At 69.3% G+C, this 15,645-nt stretch carries 12 protein-coding genes; 7 read left to right on the forward strand and 5 right to left on the reverse strand.

Annotated elements, in window-relative coordinates; all coding sequences use genetic code 11:
• Positions 1-136 precede the first annotated feature (136 nt).
• Positions 137-1,246, reverse strand: a complete 1,110-nt coding sequence (locus BM199_RS02670) for a hypothetical protein (RefSeq protein ID WP_143101750.1) — start codon at positions 1,244-1,246, stop codon at positions 137-139.
• Positions 1,247-1,667: 421 nt separating this feature from the next.
• Here BM199_RS02670 and BM199_RS02675 point away from each other — a divergent pair, with 421 nt between their 5' ends.
• From BM199_RS02675 to BM199_RS02695, 5 genes are all read left to right on the forward strand, one after another.
• Positions 1,668-2,825 (forward strand): AI-2E family transporter, encoded by a 1,158-nt coding sequence (locus tag BM199_RS02675; protein ID WP_091668820.1) that lies wholly within the window; start codon positions 1,668-1,670, stop codon positions 2,823-2,825.
• The gene (gene macS, locus BM199_RS02680) at positions 2,822-4,009 is read left to right on the forward strand and encodes a MacS family sensor histidine kinase (protein ID WP_091668823.1); all 1,188 of its coding nucleotides are present in this window, start codon (positions 2,822-2,824) and stop codon (positions 4,007-4,009) included. Before BM199_RS02675 ends, macS begins: the two co-directional genes overlap by 4 nt.
• On the forward strand, positions 4,006-4,674 hold the full coding sequence (locus tag BM199_RS02685) for a response regulator (protein ID WP_091668825.1): 669 nt from the start codon (positions 4,006-4,008) through the stop codon (positions 4,672-4,674). The genes macS and BM199_RS02685 overlap by 4 nt, the downstream gene beginning before the upstream one ends.
• Before the next feature lie 85 nt (positions 4,675-4,759).
• On the forward strand, positions 4,760-5,470 hold the full coding sequence (locus BM199_RS02690) for a DUF1707 SHOCT-like domain-containing protein (RefSeq protein ID WP_425425484.1): 711 nt from the start codon (positions 4,760-4,762) through the stop codon (positions 5,468-5,470).
• Between the two features lie 95 nt (positions 5,471-5,565).
• Positions 5,566-6,174, forward strand: a complete 609-nt coding sequence (locus BM199_RS02695; RefSeq protein ID WP_091668828.1) for a peptidoglycan-binding domain-containing protein — start codon at positions 5,566-5,568, stop codon at positions 6,172-6,174.
• 3 nt (positions 6,175-6,177) lie between these two features.
• Here BM199_RS02695 and BM199_RS02700 read toward each other — a convergent pair whose 3' ends face one another.
• The 3 genes from BM199_RS02700 to ptsP all read right to left on the reverse strand — a co-directional run bounded on the left by BM199_RS02700 (position 6,178) and on the right by ptsP (position 10,963).
• Positions 6,178-6,834 carry a response regulator transcription factor gene (locus BM199_RS02700; RefSeq protein ID WP_177242442.1) on the reverse strand — a complete coding sequence of 219 codons (657 nt, stop codon included), beginning with the start codon at positions 6,832-6,834 and terminating at the stop codon, positions 6,178-6,180.
• Positions 6,831-9,185: a sensor histidine kinase gene (locus tag BM199_RS02705; RefSeq protein WP_091668831.1), complete on the reverse strand. Its 2,355-nt coding sequence runs from the start codon at positions 9,183-9,185 to the stop codon at positions 6,831-6,833. The genes BM199_RS02700 and BM199_RS02705 overlap by 4 nt, the downstream gene beginning before the upstream one ends.
• A gap of 137 nt (positions 9,186-9,322) precedes the next feature.
• On the reverse strand, positions 9,323-10,963 hold the full coding sequence (gene ptsP / locus BM199_RS02710; RefSeq protein ID WP_091668833.1) for a phosphoenolpyruvate--protein phosphotransferase: 1,641 nt from the start codon (positions 10,961-10,963) through the stop codon (positions 9,323-9,325).
• A 503-nt stretch (positions 10,964-11,466) separates the two neighbouring features.
• On the opposite strand from ptsP, the gene BM199_RS02715 reads away from it, so the two are divergent.
• Both BM199_RS02715 and BM199_RS02720 read left to right on the forward strand, forming a co-directional pair.
• On the forward strand, positions 11,467-11,832 hold the full coding sequence (locus BM199_RS02715) for a hypothetical protein (protein WP_091668836.1): 366 nt from the start codon (positions 11,467-11,469) through the stop codon (positions 11,830-11,832).
• A 46-nt stretch (positions 11,833-11,878) separates the two neighbouring features.
• Positions 11,879-12,703, forward strand: a complete 825-nt coding sequence (locus tag BM199_RS02720) for a TetR/AcrR family transcriptional regulator (protein ID WP_091668838.1) — start codon at positions 11,879-11,881, stop codon at positions 12,701-12,703.
• A 6-nt stretch (positions 12,704-12,709) separates the two neighbouring features.
• Here BM199_RS02720 and leuS read toward each other — a convergent pair whose 3' ends face one another.
• On the reverse strand, positions 12,710-15,637 hold the full coding sequence (gene leuS / locus BM199_RS02725) for a leucine--tRNA ligase (RefSeq protein WP_091668841.1): 2,928 nt from the start codon (positions 15,635-15,637) through the stop codon (positions 12,710-12,712).
• Positions 15,638-15,645: the final 8 nt, after the last annotated feature.

Genomic DNA, 15,645 nt, shown 5'->3' on the forward strand with positions numbered 1-15,645 from the left:
GTGCCGAGCACCCGGGGCGGGGAGGAGCGGACGTGTTGAACACGCGGCCGCTGGGGGAGATGGCGGGGAGCCGAAGGACGCACGAACCGGGAAGAAGTGCCGGCAGAGGTGCGTCAGCTACCCCGCGTGAGGTGAATCAGTCAGGCGTGACGCCGGGCTGTGCGCCCGGGCTGACCTGCAGATGACGGACACCGGAACGGATTTCACCGATCACGATGTCGTCGAAAGCGGCGAACGCGCCGGCAGGAACGCCGAACGTCGTGCCGTCGAGGTGGCCAGCACCATGCGTGCCACCGGGAACGGTGGGCGCAGTTATCGGTGCCAGCGGAATACGCACCGGTTGAACCGGTGTCTTGCCCTCACGGTCGTCCCCGGCACCCCGCGCGTCGTCAGCGGAGCCATCGATGGAGAGCCGGACGTCAACGGCCGAGCCGATGGCGTCCAATGCGGCCGAGGGAACTTCGACCGTGAAGATTTCGGGGGTGCCGGTTCCGGAGGAGGCCTGCGCTGGAGCAGGCTGGTCCGGTGTCGGCAGCGCGGGCTGGCCGAGGCCATCGCCCGAAAGCGTGGGGAGCTCTGGAAGCTGCCCGATCAGGTCGGTGCCCGCCCTGGGGTCGAGCAGATTCAGCACGGTCCTGCCGAGTTCCCGGACTTCGGGCGACCCGGAGATGGCGCGCTCGACAACCTGACGGGTGTTCCGCGGATCGCGGACGACCTGCTCGAATCCGCTGAACACGCGGTGGGCGGGTCGTGTTGCGGCGCGCTCGGCGATGTCGCAGATCGCGGCGTTCACGTCGGCGCTACCGCTGACGGTGCGCACCGCACGGCGCTCGTTCACGGCGTCGCGGGCCTCGCGGGGGACGATCGGACCGTGCAGGGCTTCGACGGCCGCACCAGCTCCGGCGCCGGCCATATCCGTGACACCGGTGGTGAGCTCGTTGACGCCGTCGACAGCGGCGTCGCTCACCGGGCTGACGGAAACAGCCGCATCGCTCTCGGCGTCCTTGGCGTTCTCAGTGTTTCCGGCCGCCTTCTCGACAGCCTCTTCGGTGTGGCTGCGAACCTCGGCCGCGATGGTGGTGATCGGGTCGGCTAAGCCGTTTCCGGACTCGTCCACCGCGGCCGCGCCTGCGGTGGACACTGCCCACGCGGCGGCGGTACTCGCGACAACACCGGCGAGCACCACGAAGAAACGGGAGCACCAACGGCCGGCGCGTGCTGCGCGCCACCCCTCGGTCGCTGCCACCGTCTCCACTGTGCTCCTGCCCACGCATGCGTGATCGTTTCGACCATCGCTGAGAGTTCTTGTTGGCGCGCTGTCTGTCCGCGCAACACAGACACTGGCAAATCGCAGGTCCTCCCCGCACGCTGGACACGACTTGACTGCACGATCGTGTGAAGAACACAGAGTGTGCGCACAACTAACTAAATGTGATCATGGCTGCGTGCTGCTGGTTACTCCGGAGTCGGCAGCGCCCATGAACTTCCGGCGCTGTCAAGCCGCTCTTTGGGCTATTCCGGCGCGGCTGACCGCAAAGTCGAGGACGGCCCACCCCTGAGACCGATACGGTAGGTAGGTGAGCGACCGCGATAACGCTGCCGACGGTGCCGGGTCACCGAAACGCCCCCGAATCCCCGTTATTTCCGAAGACCCCGACGTAACCGGCATGGTTCCGCGGGGGCTACGGGTGGGCGCCGCCCTCTCCTGGCGCTTCCTGATGGTGATCGCGGCGTTGTACGTGATCATCTGGATCGTCGGCTACCTCGCGGTGCTCGCCATCCCGCTGTCGATCGCGCTGCTGCTCTCCGCCCTGCTCGCACCCGCGGTCCAGCGGTTGGTGCGGGCGAGAGTGCCCCGAGGCCTTTCCACCGGCATCGTGCTGATCGGCGGCCTCGGTGTGCTGGGTGGCCTGCTCACATTCGTCATCGTGCAGTTCTCCGCGGGCCTGCCCGCGCTGACCACGCAGTTGAACGAGAGCCTCACGCAGATCCAGGACTGGTTGATCAACGGCCCGTTGCACCTGCGTCAGGAGCAGATTCAGGACGCCATCAACCAAACCATCGGTTTCCTCCAGGACAACCAGTCCGCACTCACCGACACCGCGATCACCACCGCAAGCACCATCGGCGAGGTGCTCACCGGCTTCGTGCTGACCCTGTTCATCCTGATTTTCTTCCTGTCCGGCGGAAACCAGATCTGGACGTTCCTCGTGCGCGGTGTCCCCACAGGCGTGCGCGCCAGGGTCGACGTCGCGGGACGACGGGGTTTCGCCTCGCTGGTCAGCTACGTCAGGGCCACCGCCGCTGTCGCCGTCGTCGACGCCGTCGGCATCGGTATCGGGCTCTGGATCGTCGGCGTGCCCCTCGTCGTTCCGTTGTCCACCCTGGTCTTCCTCGCCGCGTTCGTGCCGATCATCGGTGCGGTGGTCGCCGGTGCCGTGGCAGTGCTCGTCGCACTGGTGACCAACGGCTTCATCACGTCACTGGTGGTACTGGCCATCGTGATCGGCGTGATGCAGCTGGAGAGCCACGTGCTGCAGCCCGTACTGCTCGGCAGGGCCGTGAAGCTGCATCCGCTCGCGGTCGTGCTGGCGATCACCGCGGGTCTCGTCGTCGCCGGAATCGCGGGTGCACTGCTGTCCGTGCCGCTGCTGGCCGTGCTCAATGCCGGTATCCGGTCACTGCTCCACGAGCGTGATCCCGATCCGGCCGAGGTGAACGTCCTCGTACCGGAGGGGGCCAAGCCGGACACCACCGCGGCCAATGCCGAGAAGACCGGCGAGGAAGCGCCCGACTCGGACGGCGAGCCTGCCGTCGGCTCATGAGCAGGGCCGAGGTGGCGGCGCGCGATCCCGCGACACCGCTGTGGTGGGGGACGATCGCCCTCCGGATCGTCACCCTGGTCTTCGCCGTCGGCACCGTGCTGGCGCACAGCGACGACTACCAGCGGCCGTGGCTCGCCTGGGCGGTGTGCGCCGCGATGACCGGCTGGACGGCCGTGACCACCGTGGTCTACACCCGCGAACGCCTGCGCAGGCACTGGATCGTGGTCGTCGACGTCGGCCTGACAGCCGGGCTGATGCTCACCTCGCCGCTCGTGCTCTCGGACGTGCAGTACGAGAACCTGCATCCGCTGATCACCACGGTCTGGGCCGCCGTGCCGCCGATCGCGGCCGGAGCGCGCTTCGGCGCCACCGGCGGGGTGCTCGCGGGGGTGCTGATGGCCGTCGCCACCGGTTTCGCTCGCCTCGAGATCAACCTCGACGTCGCTCGCGACGGCGTGCTGCTGACCGCGAGCGGGTTGCTGATCGGCATGGCGGCCACCACCGCGCGCAGGTCACAGGCCGCACTGGCGCAGGCCATGCGCACGGAGGCGGCGACGGCCGAACGCGAGCGGCTGGCGCGGTCGATCCACGACAGCGTCCTGCAGGTGCTGGCGAGGGTGCGGCGAAGGGGAGCGGAGTTCGGCGGGGAGGCCGCGGAGCTGGCCACGCTCGCCGGTGAGCAGGAGATCGCCCTGCGTTCGCTGGTGAGCACCAAGCCGATTTCCGGGAGCGACGGTGGCAGCGCCGACCTGCGGGCCGCCCTCCAGGTTCAGGCGACACCGCGATTCCAGGTGTCCGCTCCCGCTGGGGAAGTTCGGCTGCCCGCGGCCGTCGTGGCCGAGCTTGCCGCCGTGGTCAAGGAGGCACTGATCAACGTCGACCGGCACGCGGGCCCGCAGGCCCGTGCCTGGGTACTGCTGGAGGACCTGTCCGGGGAGATTGTCATCACGGTCAGGGACGACGGCCCTGGCATTGCCGAAGGCAGGCTCGAAGTCGCGGCGGAGCAGGGCCACCTGGGTGTCGCCGAGTCGATCAAGGGACGGGTGGCGGCACTGGATGGCACCATTTCCCTGGAGACCGGACCGGGCGCGGGGACCGAATGGGAGATCCGGGTTCCGAAGCCGGCGGAGGCTGTGCGGCGACGGCAGCAGCGGCGGCAGCGGACAGGGAGGACGCAGCGATGACCACGACGGCTGACTCGATCTCGGTGATGGTCGTCGACGACCACCCGATGTGGCGGGACGGCGTTGCCCGCGACCTCACGGAAAACGGCTTCGACGTGCGGGCCACCGCGCCCGACGGGGATGCGGCCGTGCGCATCGCCCGTGCCGTGCGGCCCGCGGTGGTGCTGATGGACCTGAACCTCGGTGACACATCGGGGGTGGACGCGACCAGGTCGATCACCGGCTCCCTGCCGGGCACCCGGGTACTGGTGCTTTCCGCGAGCGGCGAGCACAACGACGTCCTGGAGGCCGTGAAGGCGGGGGCCTCCGGCTACCTGGTCAAATCGGCTTCGGCCAGCGAACTGGTCGACGCCGTGCGCCGGACCGCGGCAGGCGATCCGGTGTTCACGGCCGGGCTCGCGGGACTCGTGCTCGGCGAGTACCGGCGGATGGCGGACGCACCCGTGGGCGGCGAGCCACCCCCGCAGCTCACCGAGCGGGAGACGGACGTGCTCCGGCTGGTCGCGAAGGGGCTGACCGCGCGTCAGATCGCCGACCGGCTGGTGATCTCGCACCGCACGGTCGAGAACCACGTGCAGTCCACGCTGCGCAAGCTGCAACTGCACAACCGGGTCGAGCTGGCTCGGTACGCGATCGAACACGGGCTGGACCGCGAGGAGGACTGAGCCGGCGGCGGCAGCCCGCCCTCTCAGGGCTCGCTCAGGGGAATTCCCGGATCCGGTTGCCGCGGGACGGTCCTAGGCTTTACCTGTGGCCGAGGAACAGAGCGAAGAGCAGTCGCCGGAGACCGTGACAGCGCCGGACCCGGTGGACGACGAGCGGCAGCGGCAGCGCAACCTGCGCGTGTCCGACAGCGAGCGGGAACACGTGGTCGGCCTGCTCCAGCGGGCGATCGGCAGGGGGATGCTGGATCTTGACGAGTTCACCGAGCGGACCGACGTGGCGCTGGCCGCGCGCACCAGGGGTGAGCTGAACGCCGTGCTGGTCGACCTTCCCGGCCTGGTGCATCGCGACGCCGTGCCGGTCACGGCCGCCCCCGGCACGCCACACAACGCCGGGGCCGGGGGCGGGGCCCGCGCCCCGGAATTCCCCGGCTACCGCGGTGATCGGCTGGAACTGAAGGCACACGGATCGACCCTCAAGCGCAACGGCCGCTGGCACGTGCCCGCAGAGGTGTATGTCCGGAACAAGTACGGCGAGACAAAGCTGGACTTCACCGAGGCGGAGGTGCCGCACCCCGTCGTGCACGTGGACCTGGACACCAAGTGGGGCTCGGTCACCATGGTCATTCCGGAAACGGCTTCGGTGGACATCAACAACATCACCGAGGTGAAGTGGGGCTCGCTCGAGGACAAGACGAACTCCAACGGCAAACTCGGAACCCCCCGCTACGTGCTCACCGGCCGCGTGCACGGTGGCTCACTGACGATCAAGAATCCGCACCGGGGCCTGTTCCGCTGAGTTCGCGGTTCCTGTGGGGCAAACGACCGGCACTCTCGGCGATCACGCCGGGCTAGCGTGCTCCTCGTAAGAGCTTCTTCGAGGAAAGGTCCACCATGTCCGACACCCTTCGCGCCCGCGCGCTGACGGCTTTGTTCGCGGCCGTCGCCGTGGTCGCGACGACGTTCGTGATCTCCGTCGCGTCCGCGCCCGCCGCGAACGCCGCGAGCTGTTACAGCACCTACCTGAGCTACGGCAGCCGTGGCACATGCGTAAAGGTGCTGCAGCGGAAACTGGGTGCGCTCAGTGTGGACGGCGTCTACGGTTCGGGCACGCGCAGCCGCGTCCGGGCGTTCCAGGCTGACGCCGGCATCGGCGTGGACGGCAAGGCCGGACCCCAGACCTGGCGGAAGCTGCGGACCTACGGCAAGGCGGTGGCATGGAAGTCCGGGGTCACCGTGTACCTGTGCGAGGAGAGTTCGACGCGGTTCCGCTACGCCGTGTGGAACAACTCGGGCAAACGAGCCGCCTGGGAGCTCCGGGTGGAGGGCGGTCACGTCTTCGAGAAGTTCGTGGGGGATGACCGGATCGCCATCCAGGGCCGGATGCACGCCGGCACGTACGACAGCAAGAAGCTCACGGTCTGGCTCGGCAACTTCGACAACTACAAGATCACCACCAAGGTCCGCGATTTCTCGCGCCGCACCCTGCCCAACTGCGCCTAGGGCTCAGAGGTCGTCCACGTCAACCAGTCCGTCCTGGATGGCGCGGGCGACCAGGCTGGCCTTGGTCCGTGCGGGGCGGCCGACGTTCGCGTACTTGATCCGTACCCGGTCCAGATACGAGTTGACGGTCCGCACGGAGATGCCGAGACGCTGCCCGACCAACTCCTTCGACTCCGACTGGAACCACTCGATGAGTACGTTCTCCTCGCGCACCGAGAGTTGGGGCCGGTCGGCGCGGGCGTTCGTGCCCAGCGCGCCGGCCAGTGCGGGCGGCATGTAGGGGCGGTCGTCGGCTGCTGCCAGTGTCGCCTCGACCAGGTGGTCCTGGCCCTCGTTCTTGGTCAGAAAGGTCGCGGCCCCCAGGTCCAGGCAGTTGAGAGCGGTCTTCTCGTCGTCCCGCATCGTGTAGACGACCACCTGCCGCCCAGCGTCGACAAGTCTCCGGAGACTGCCGAAGGCGGAACCACCCTCGCCCAGTTGCAGATCCAGGATGACGACGTCGGCCGCGCTGCCCGGCTCGGTCCAGGCTTCCCGGACGGAGCCGCCTGCCGCGATCACGGTGACGGGCCGCCGCGATGCGGCGTACCAGGCCTGTACGCCCGAGAGGATGGCGGGATGATCGTCAATGATGACCACGCTGACGGGTGCGTTGCTGCTCATGTCAGGCAACTCCCGGATGCCGCCGGCTTGCTCCAGTTGGCCTCCACCCACACACTTCCGCCGCGCGTCGTTCTGACCACCGACACCATCCCGTCCGTGGCACGGCCGTGCGGGGCAGCTTCACCCGTGGCGCGGCCGTCGGCGCAGTCCACGCCGACCACGCTCACCCGTACCGCGCGGGACGTCCACACGACGGTCACCCGCGCCGTCGAGCGGGTGTGGCCCAGCGTCACCGCCACCGGGTCGATCAGCTCCCTGCGTACCCCCACGGGCACCGCACTTGGCTGGCCGCGCACAGCCAGGCTCACCGTCACCCCCTGGTGTTCGGCCACCTCGGCACAGGCCCGCAACTCGTTCAGCAGCGGGTCGGCTACGGCGTCGCTCTCCGCGAACAGGCGGCGCATCCGGGCGGCCTCCACGCCGCACCGCAGCCTGACCTCCTCGTCGTGCGGACTCAGCACACCGTGCCCAAGGCCCATGAGCAGCGGCACTGTCGTCGCCGTCAGCGCCCGGTAGCGCTCCTTGTGGTCACGCTGCATGTCCTCGCGGATACGTTCCCGCGTGCGCAGTTCCTCCTCCAACGCGGCCTCGATTCCCGCGGCGGGCGCCGTGCTGTGCAGCAGGCGCGTCAGCAGTACACCGACCGAGAGCTGTAACCCGCAGTTGGTGATCGCGGCGATCCCCATGACGGCCGACTCCGCGGCGGTCGGGGCCCCCGACAGAAACACCGCGATCGCGTTGAGCCCCAGGTGCGCACCGAGAAACCCGGCGAACACCCTGACCGGCTGGTCCGCCAGCAGGAACAGCACGTACCAACCGACCAGGCCGAACGCCCAGTCCGCCGGGCCGGCCAACCGCTCCGGGGAAAGCGTGAACGCGCACACCGCCGAAACGGTCAGCACCGAGCCGAGGCTCCATGCCCGCACCCTCGGCGGGATCTGCCCGCCACGCAGCAGACAGCCGCCTCCGATCAGCGCGACGGCGGCGAGGCAGACGAAGGCCGCGGTCTGTGCCCACGCGGGCTGGTACACGCTCTGGTGGGCGGTGATCTGCTGCAGCGAGAAGACGAACTGGGACAGCAGACAGATCAGGAGCGCGGCCAGCTGTGCGCCGTGCAGCAGCTGCCTGCGGACGAGGCGGACGACGGCGATGTGGGCACGGGCGCGGGCCGACTGCGGCACATCCGCCGCCTGAGCTTCGTGCCCGGTACTCGGCGGCGAGGCCTTGGCGTGCCAGCGCCACCGCACCCGGGTCCCGGTGCCCGGCCGGGAAATGACCGTGGCGGAGCCACCGACCGCGTGCATCCTCCCGATGACGGAACCGGAGACGCCCCGGCGCCGCGCCGGAACGGACTCCGGGTGGAAACCACATCCCGCGTCGGACAGTTCGACGACGACGCCGTCCCCTTCCGGCCATGCCCTGAGCTCCGCTTCGCGCACCCCGGCGTGGCGGGACACATTGGTGACGGCCTCGCGGACCCCGTTGAAAATCGCGAGTCCGGGGCCGGACGGAATGGCGAGCGGACCGTCGATGTGCGTCTTGAGCTGTACCGCGTCCTGTCCCTCACCCCATGGGCCGACGGGCACGCAGCGGAGAAGTTCCGCGAGGTCGACGCGCCCCATCTCGAATCCGGGCACGGCGGACAGCGCCTGCAGATCCTGTCTGGCGCGCTGCGGCAGCCACGACCAGTCCCTGGCATCGCCCTGGGAAACCATCAGCAGCGTCGCGCTCGCCGTATCGTGCAGGGTCGCCAGGTACTCACGCTCGGTCGCCCTCCGTGCGGCGGCGACCTCGGCCTCCCGGCGCGCCGCGGCCCTGAGCGCGGCCGAGCGGTCGGCGGCCCTGGCCCGCGCCCGGACGACGAGGTAGGCAGCCCTTGACAGGCCGGCCAGGACAAGTATGCGCACCAGGTCCGCCAACTCCGGGCTGTGCACTGGCGAGGAAAGGATGTCGCCCAGCGCACAGGCGGCAGTGCCCGTCACGGCCAGCGCGGCCCCGGCCACCGGACGGGTAGCCCACTCGTGCTGGAAGGTGATGACACAGTTGCCGATGATCGCCGCGACCATCACGTCCGCGCCGTGCCCGCCGAGCACCGGCTGAGACAGCCCGGTCAGCACCAGCACGGCCGCGTCCAGCGTCCACAGGATCCACAGCGTCGTCTGCGGGGTGAGCGGGAGCGGGCAGCGCAGCGCGTACAGGTGCACACCGCAGGCGAGGAACGCGGGCACCAGCAACGCCAGCGCCGACGGAATGTTCGCACCGTCCGCCGAGGCGACGACGCCCAGCGCCCCACACGAGCAGACCACGGTGGACCTGAGCCAGACTCCGTACCGCTCGAGAGTCGACGCCACCAGTCGCTCACTGGCCCCAGGACCGTCCGAGGACTCAGCAACGCCGCGAATGTTCGCCGCATACCCCCCAGGCCGCATGGCGCAAAGAGTAGCGCCGCCCGCGCGCATTTCGTTGTGTGACGCTGGTTCGGCTGAACTCAGGGGTGCACGCCGCCCGCGGCCACCCTGGCGGCCTGAGGTGTCGGCGCCGCCAACGCGGCCCGCGCGGCCGTCCTGCACTCGTCCAGTGTCGCCCCGGCAAGACTCGCCCCGACGGCCCGGACCGCGGCGGCGTTCATCGAGAGGCTGGACACGCCGAGCCCGGCCAGCACCCGTGCGAGCAGCGGGTCCGCCGCTGCCTCACCGCACACTCCGGCAGGCTTGCCGGTCTCGATGGCGGCCTCGCCGACGAACGAGATCAGTCGCAGCAGCGCGGGCTGCCACGGGTCGTTCAGCTCCGCGACGGCGCCGAGTTGCCGGTCGGCGCCGAACGCGTACTGGGCGAGGTCGTTGGTCCCGACCGAGACGAACTCCACGACGTCGAGGATCTCCCGCGCCGCGAGTGCCGCGGCCGGTATCTCGATCATCACGCCCGCTCTGGCGATACCCGCGGCGTGCACTCGCTCGGCGAACCACGCGGCCTCCGCGGCCGTGGCCACCATCGGCGCCATCACCGAAACCTCGGCCCCCGAGTCGGCCGCGGCAGCCGCGATCGCTTCGAGCTGGCGGTCGAGCAGGTCAGGCCGATCGAAGGCCACCCGGAGTCCTCGCACGCCGAGTGCCGGATTCGGTTCCTCCTCCTGCGCGAGGAACGCCAGCGGCTTGTCCGCTCCGGCATCCAGGGTGCGGACGACCACCGGCTTCCCGCGAAACGGTTCGAGCACGGCGGTGTAGGCACCGCGCTGCTGCTCCACCGTCGGCTCGCTGGCGGCGTCGAGGTAGCAGAACTCGGTGCGGAAGAGGCCGACACCTTCGGCGCCCGCCGCGACCGCTGCCTCAGCGTCGGCCTGCGAGCCGACGTTGCCCAGCACCTTCACCCGCTGGCCGTCCGCGGTCTCCCCGGTGCCGTTCCATTCCGCGGGGCCGCCATGTTCCGCGGCGAACACGGACTCGGCCGCGCCTGCCACCTCCACCGTTCCCGTGTCGCCGTCCACCAGCAGCGCCGCCGCGTCCAGATCCAGTACCCCGCGCACCGCGACGACGGCGGGTATGCCGAGTGAACGGGCAAGAATCGCCGTATGGCTGGTGGGACCGCCCTCGGCGGTGACGAGCGCCAGCACCTTCGCCGGGTCCAGCCCCGCCGTGTCGGCGGGCGCGAGGTCGCGCGCGACGAGAACGCTCGGCACGCCGAGATCGGGTACGCCGGGCGGGGTGAGGCCAAGCAGCTCCGCGACAATGCGGTCCCGCACGTCCTCGACGTCGCGTACGCGCTCGGCGAGGTAGCCACCTGCGGCCGCGAGCTGCTCGGCGAAACCGCCTGCCGCCACGTGCACCGCCCTGGCTGCGGGCAGCCGCTCGGCCGTGACCAGCTGCTCGGCGTTGCCGACAAGCGCGGGGTCTCCCGCCATCGCCGCCGTGGTCAGCAGAATCGTCGCCGCCTCGCCGGTGGCGGTCTCGGCCATGGCCTCAAGTCTCGCGACGACTGCCTGCGCGGCAGGAGCGATCCGCTTCGCCTCGGCCTGCGGGTCCTCGGGGGCTGGTCCCGCGGGCGGTGCGCCCGGAGCCTCGGCGACCCGGACGACGGGTCCCCGCGCACGACCAGGGCTGACGGCGACTCCCACCAACTGAATCTCAGACATGGTCTAGACCATATCCTGTTATGTGCCGCATCCAGGCCCCTGTCCTGCCATCGACGTGGTCTCGACTTCGAGGGTATCGGCGGGACACCACTCCGGCATTCGACGCCCGCGATCCACACTGCTGGTGGTGTTTCCGATCCGCTCCGTATGCGTATGTGAAGAACTTTGTAACTTTACCGGCCCGCGATGCGACAATCAGCGGAGTGCTCACCACGTGTCACTCGATCGTGGCGGATCCAAAACGGAAACGTCACGTCGAAGGGACAGGCGGGCTCTCCTGTCACACCGGCGCGTTCGCGTGCCGGTGTTGTTCGGCCCAAGGGTCCACCTGGACCCGTCGGGCCGGGCATCGGGTCGCCGGCATCGGTCACGTAGCCCCCCGAGTGATCGGTGCCGGCGGCGCCCGGCCTTTCGTGTCGCCCGCACCCAGGGGTTCTCCCTGGTTCGATTTCCGGGTTCAGCCCGGATCCGGAGAGTGCCGCACGGTCTTAACGTCCTGCCGCATGACGCATCACCGCTCAGTTCGACAGGCCGACCGAATACTTCCGCTGACCGGGGCCGACTGGCGACGTTCTGTGCTGGGACTGACCGCGCCGGTGCGCGCGGTCACCGGCCTGGCACGCGGCAGCGCCCGAGTGGGCGCGCTGCCCGTCGCCGTCGCGATGTTCCTGCTGTCGGCGATGATCTGGTACCTGGTGGGCCGTATCGCGACGTACGGCTTCTTCAGCGGTGACCTGCACAGTTCGTGGGGCGGGCCCACCCTCGCCGGGGCCTGGCTCGTGCACGCGCTCATCGCGCTGGGAATCGTGATCGTCTCGATGTGGGCGCTCGCGCCGTTACACCGGGTGTACCGTCGACTGACCTCATAGACTGCCGGCATTCGAGGCGAACACGGCAGTTCGGACGGGGATGGTCATGACCAAGCCCATACGCAGCGCGAACGGTGACGGCGAGCAGCCGGGTACCGGGCCGGACGAGGTGCGACAACCGCCCCGGCGAACGCGCCGGGAGGGCAGGAGCCGGGAACGTGCGGCCACCGACCACGACATCAAACGGACGGCACGCAAGCTGCTGATGGAACGCGGGCCCGACGCGGTGACGCTGCGGGCTATCGCCAGGGAGCTGGGCATCACCGCACCGGCCCTCTACCGCTACTACGGTTCCCGCGACGACCTCATCGAACACCTGCGGCTCGACGTGATATCCGATCTCGCGGGGGAACTCTCCGCCGAGGTCGCCGAACTGCAGGAGGACGGCGCGCTGCAGCTGTTCGCGATCTGCAAGGGTTTCCGCCGCTGGGCGCTCACCCACACCCGCGAGTTCACGCTGGTCTTCGCCTCGCCGACGGGCGGGGTCGGTTCGGCGGCAGGCAGCGTGGCGACCCTCAACCGGGTGGCCGAACCGTTCGGCCGAATCTTCCTGAGCGCAGCGGGCGAGGTGCTCGCGAAGCACGACCTCGCGATCCCCTCAGCCGACCTGGTTCCCCCCGAGCTGCGGGACGACCTGGCCACGTACCGGGGCGAGCTGCTGGCGGTGATCAACGAGTCCGGGCTGAACATCTCCGCCGACAAGCTGGAACTCGGCACGACCTATCTGATGATCCAGTTCTGGGCCCGCCTCTACGGCCACGTGACCCTCGAGGTGTTCGGCAACTACCCGATCCAGGTGTCCAACCCGGACGCCCTGTTCGACGCGATGCTGGCCGATCTCGCCAGGGAGATCGGCCTCGCCCTCACCTGACCAGGCTCAGCGCACGACGTTGACCAGCCGACCGGGCACCACGATGACCTTGCGGGGCTCGGCGCCAACGAGCAGGGCGGTGACCTTCTCGTCCGCCAGCGCCGCGGCCTTCACCGTGTCGTTGTCCGCATCGGCGGCCACGGTGATCCGCGAGCGGACCTTGCCGTTGACCTGGATCGGATACTCGACGGTCTCCTCGACCAGGTAGCGCTCGTCGACCGCGGGGAACGGGCCGTGGACCAACGAGTCGGGATGACCAAGGCGGTGCCACAGTTCCTCGGCGACGTGCGGACACAGCGGAGCCAGCATCAGCACCATCGGCTCGGCCAGCGCCCTCGGCGTCGCGGGCGCCGAGCCGTAGGCCTTGGTCAGGTAGTTGTTCAGCTCGATCAGCTTCGCGCCCGCGGTGTTGAACCGCATCTCCGTGTAGTCCTCACGGACACCGGCGATCGTTTTGTGCAGCTGCTTCAGGTCTTCCTCCGTCGGCTCCGCGCCGGAGTCGGTCACCCGGATCTCGCCGGTTTCCTCATCGACGATCAGTCGCCACAGGCGCTGCAGGAACCGCTGGGCACCGACGACGTCCTTGGTGGCCCACGGCCGGGACACGTCCAGCGGACCCATGGACATCTCGTAGAACCGGAAGGTGTCGGCGCCGTAGTTCTCGGACATGAAGTCGGGGGTGACGACGTTCTTCAGGCTCTTGCCCATCTTGCCGTACTCCTGCTTCACCTCCTCGTCGCCGATGAAGAACTTCCCGTCCCGCTCCTCGACGTCGTCCGCCGGGACGTAGGTGCCGCGCGAATCCTTGTAGGCGAAGGCCTGGATGTAGCCCTGGTTGTACAGCTTGCGGTAGGGCTCCTTGGACGACACGTGGCCCAGGTCGTACAACACCTTGTGCCAGAACCGCGCGTACAGCAGGTGCAGCACCGCGTGCTCGACACCGCCGACGTACAGGTCCGTGCCGCCGGGGTCGTTGACACCGTGTTCGGCGGGGCGGGGCCCGACCCAGTACTTCTCGTTCTCCGGGTCGACGAAGGCCTTGTCGTTGGTGGGGTCGATGTAGCGCAGCTGGTACCAGCAGGAACCGGCCCACTGCGGCATCACGTTGGTGTCGCGGCGGTACTTCTTCGGGCCGTCCCCCAGATCCAGGGTCACCTCGACCCAGTCGGTGGCCTTCGACAGTGGGGGCGATGGTTCCGAGTCGGCGTCCTCCGGGTCGAACGTCCGCGGCGAGTAGTCCTCCACCTCGGGCAGTTCCACCGGCAGCTGGCTGTCCGGCAGCGCGATCGGCAGACCGTCGGAGTCGTAGACGATGGGGAAGGGCTCGCCCCAGTAGCGCTGCCTCGCGAACAGCCAGTCGCGCAGCTTGTACTGCACGGTCCCGGCGCCGTGGGAGTGCTTCTCCAGCCAGGAGATCATCGCCTTCTTGGCGTCCTCGACGCCCATGCCGTTGAGGATCAGGTCCTCGTTGGCCGAGTTGATCGCGGGTCCGTCGCCGGTGAAGGCCTGGCCGCCGGACTCCTCGAAGCCCGCGCTCGGCTCGACGGTGCGGATGATCTCCAGGCCGAACTCGGTCGCGAAGTCCCAGTCGCGCTGGTCCTGCGCGGGCACCGCCATGATCGCGCCGGTGCCGTAACCCATCAGCACGTAGTCGGCGAGGAAAACCGGGATGTCGGTGCCGGTGGCCGGGTTGACCGCGTAGGAGCCGGTGAAGACGCCCGTCTTGTCCTTGTTCTCCTGCCGGTCCAGGTCCGACTTGCGGGAAGCCGCCCTGCGGTAGGCCTTGACCGCCTCGGCGGGCGTCGCGGCGCCGCCGGTCCAGCGCTCGTCGACGCCCTCGGGCCACTCGGCCGCGGTCAGCTTCTCCACCAAAGGATGTTCCGGAGCCAGCACCATGTACGTCGCGCCGAACAGCGTGTCGGGCCGGGTGGTGAAGACCTCGATGGCGTGCTCGCCGGACTTGAAGGTGACCTCCGCGCCGTGCGAGCGGCCGATCCAGTTCCGCTGCATGGCCTTGACCTTCTCGGGCCAGTCCAGCAGGTCCAGATCGTCGACCAGGCGGTCGGCGTAGGCGGTGATCCGCATCATCCACTGGCTCAGGTTCTTCCGGAAGACCGGGAAGTTGCCCCTGTCGCTGCGGCCGTCGGCGGTGACCTCCTCGTTGGCCACCACCGTGCCCAGGCCGGGGGCCCAGTTCACCGGCGCGTCGGAGATGTACACCAGCCGGTGGGAGTCGATGATCTTCCGCTGCTCGACGCGGGTCAGCTCACACCAGTTGCGCCCGTCCGGGGTGCGCCGCTTGTCCTGCGCGTACTCCTTCTCCAGCTCCACGATCGGCCGGGCCAAGCCCCGCTTCTCGTCGTAGTAGGAGTTAAAGATCTGCAGGAAGATCCACTGGGTCCAGCGGTAGTACTCGGGGTCGGTCGTGGCGATGGACCGCCGCTCGTCGTGGCCCAGCCCCAGCCTGCGCAGCTGCCTGCGCATGTTGGCGATGTTGGCCTCGGTGGTCGTGCGGGGATGGGTGCCGGTCTGCACGGCGTACTGCTCGGCGGGCAGTCCGAAGGCGTCGTAGCCCAGCGCGTGCAGGACGTTGCGCCCGATCATCCGGTTGTACCGGGCGTAGACGTCGGTGCCGATGTACCCCAGCGGGTGACCGACGTGCAGCCCCGACCCGGAGGGATAGGGGAACATGTCCTGCACGAACAGCTTGTCCGAGGGGACCTGACCTTCGGCGGCGGCAGTGCCCTTGCTCGAGAGCGGCCCTGTCGGGTTCGGTGCGTGGTAGGTGCCATGGTCGGCCCAGTAGTCCTGCCAGCGCAGCTCGATCTGCCCCGCCAGCTCAGCCGTGTAGCGGTGCTGTGGCTGATCTGGCTGCTCCGCCGCGGCCGGGGTCTCCGAGGGCTTCACTGCCGCGTCTTCGGTCGTCTTGCTCATCGCCGATC

The organism is Amycolatopsis marina (genome assembly GCF_900111885.1).
GTDB classification, from domain to species: Bacteria; Actinomycetota; Actinomycetes; order Mycobacteriales; family Pseudonocardiaceae; genus Amycolatopsis; species Amycolatopsis marina.

What these genes read in the sequence shown, in the direction of transcription:
- BM199_RS02715 (WP_091668836.1), top strand. Translation starts at nt 11,467, where the DNA reads ATGACGCATCACCGCTCAGTTCGACAGGCCGACCGAATACTTCCGCTG.
- BM199_RS02695 (WP_091668828.1), top strand. Translation starts at nt 5,566, where the DNA reads ATGTCCGACACCCTTCGCGCCCGCGCGCTGACGGCTTTGTTCGCGGCC.
- BM199_RS02685 (WP_091668825.1), top strand. Translation starts at nt 4,006, where the DNA reads ATGACCACGACGGCTGACTCGATCTCGGTGATGGTCGTCGACGACCAC.
- macS (WP_091668823.1), top strand. Translation starts at nt 2,822, where the DNA reads ATGAGCAGGGCCGAGGTGGCGGCGCGCGATCCCGCGACACCGCTGTGG.
- BM199_RS02720 (WP_091668838.1), top strand. Translation starts at nt 11,879, where the DNA reads ATGACCAAGCCCATACGCAGCGCGAACGGTGACGGCGAGCAGCCGGGT.
- BM199_RS02700 (WP_177242442.1), bottom strand. Translation starts at nt 6,834, where the DNA reads ATGAGCAGCAACGCACCCGTCAGCGTGGTCATCATTGACGATCATCCC.
- BM199_RS02675 (WP_091668820.1), top strand. Translation starts at nt 1,668, where the DNA reads ATGGTTCCGCGGGGGCTACGGGTGGGCGCCGCCCTCTCCTGGCGCTTC.
- ptsP (WP_091668833.1), bottom strand. Translation starts at nt 10,963, where the DNA reads ATGTCTGAGATTCAGTTGGTGGGAGTCGCCGTCAGCCCTGGTCGTGCG.
- leuS (WP_091668841.1), bottom strand. Translation starts at nt 15,637, where the DNA reads ATGAGCAAGACGACCGAAGACGCGGCAGTGAAGCCCTCGGAGACCCCG.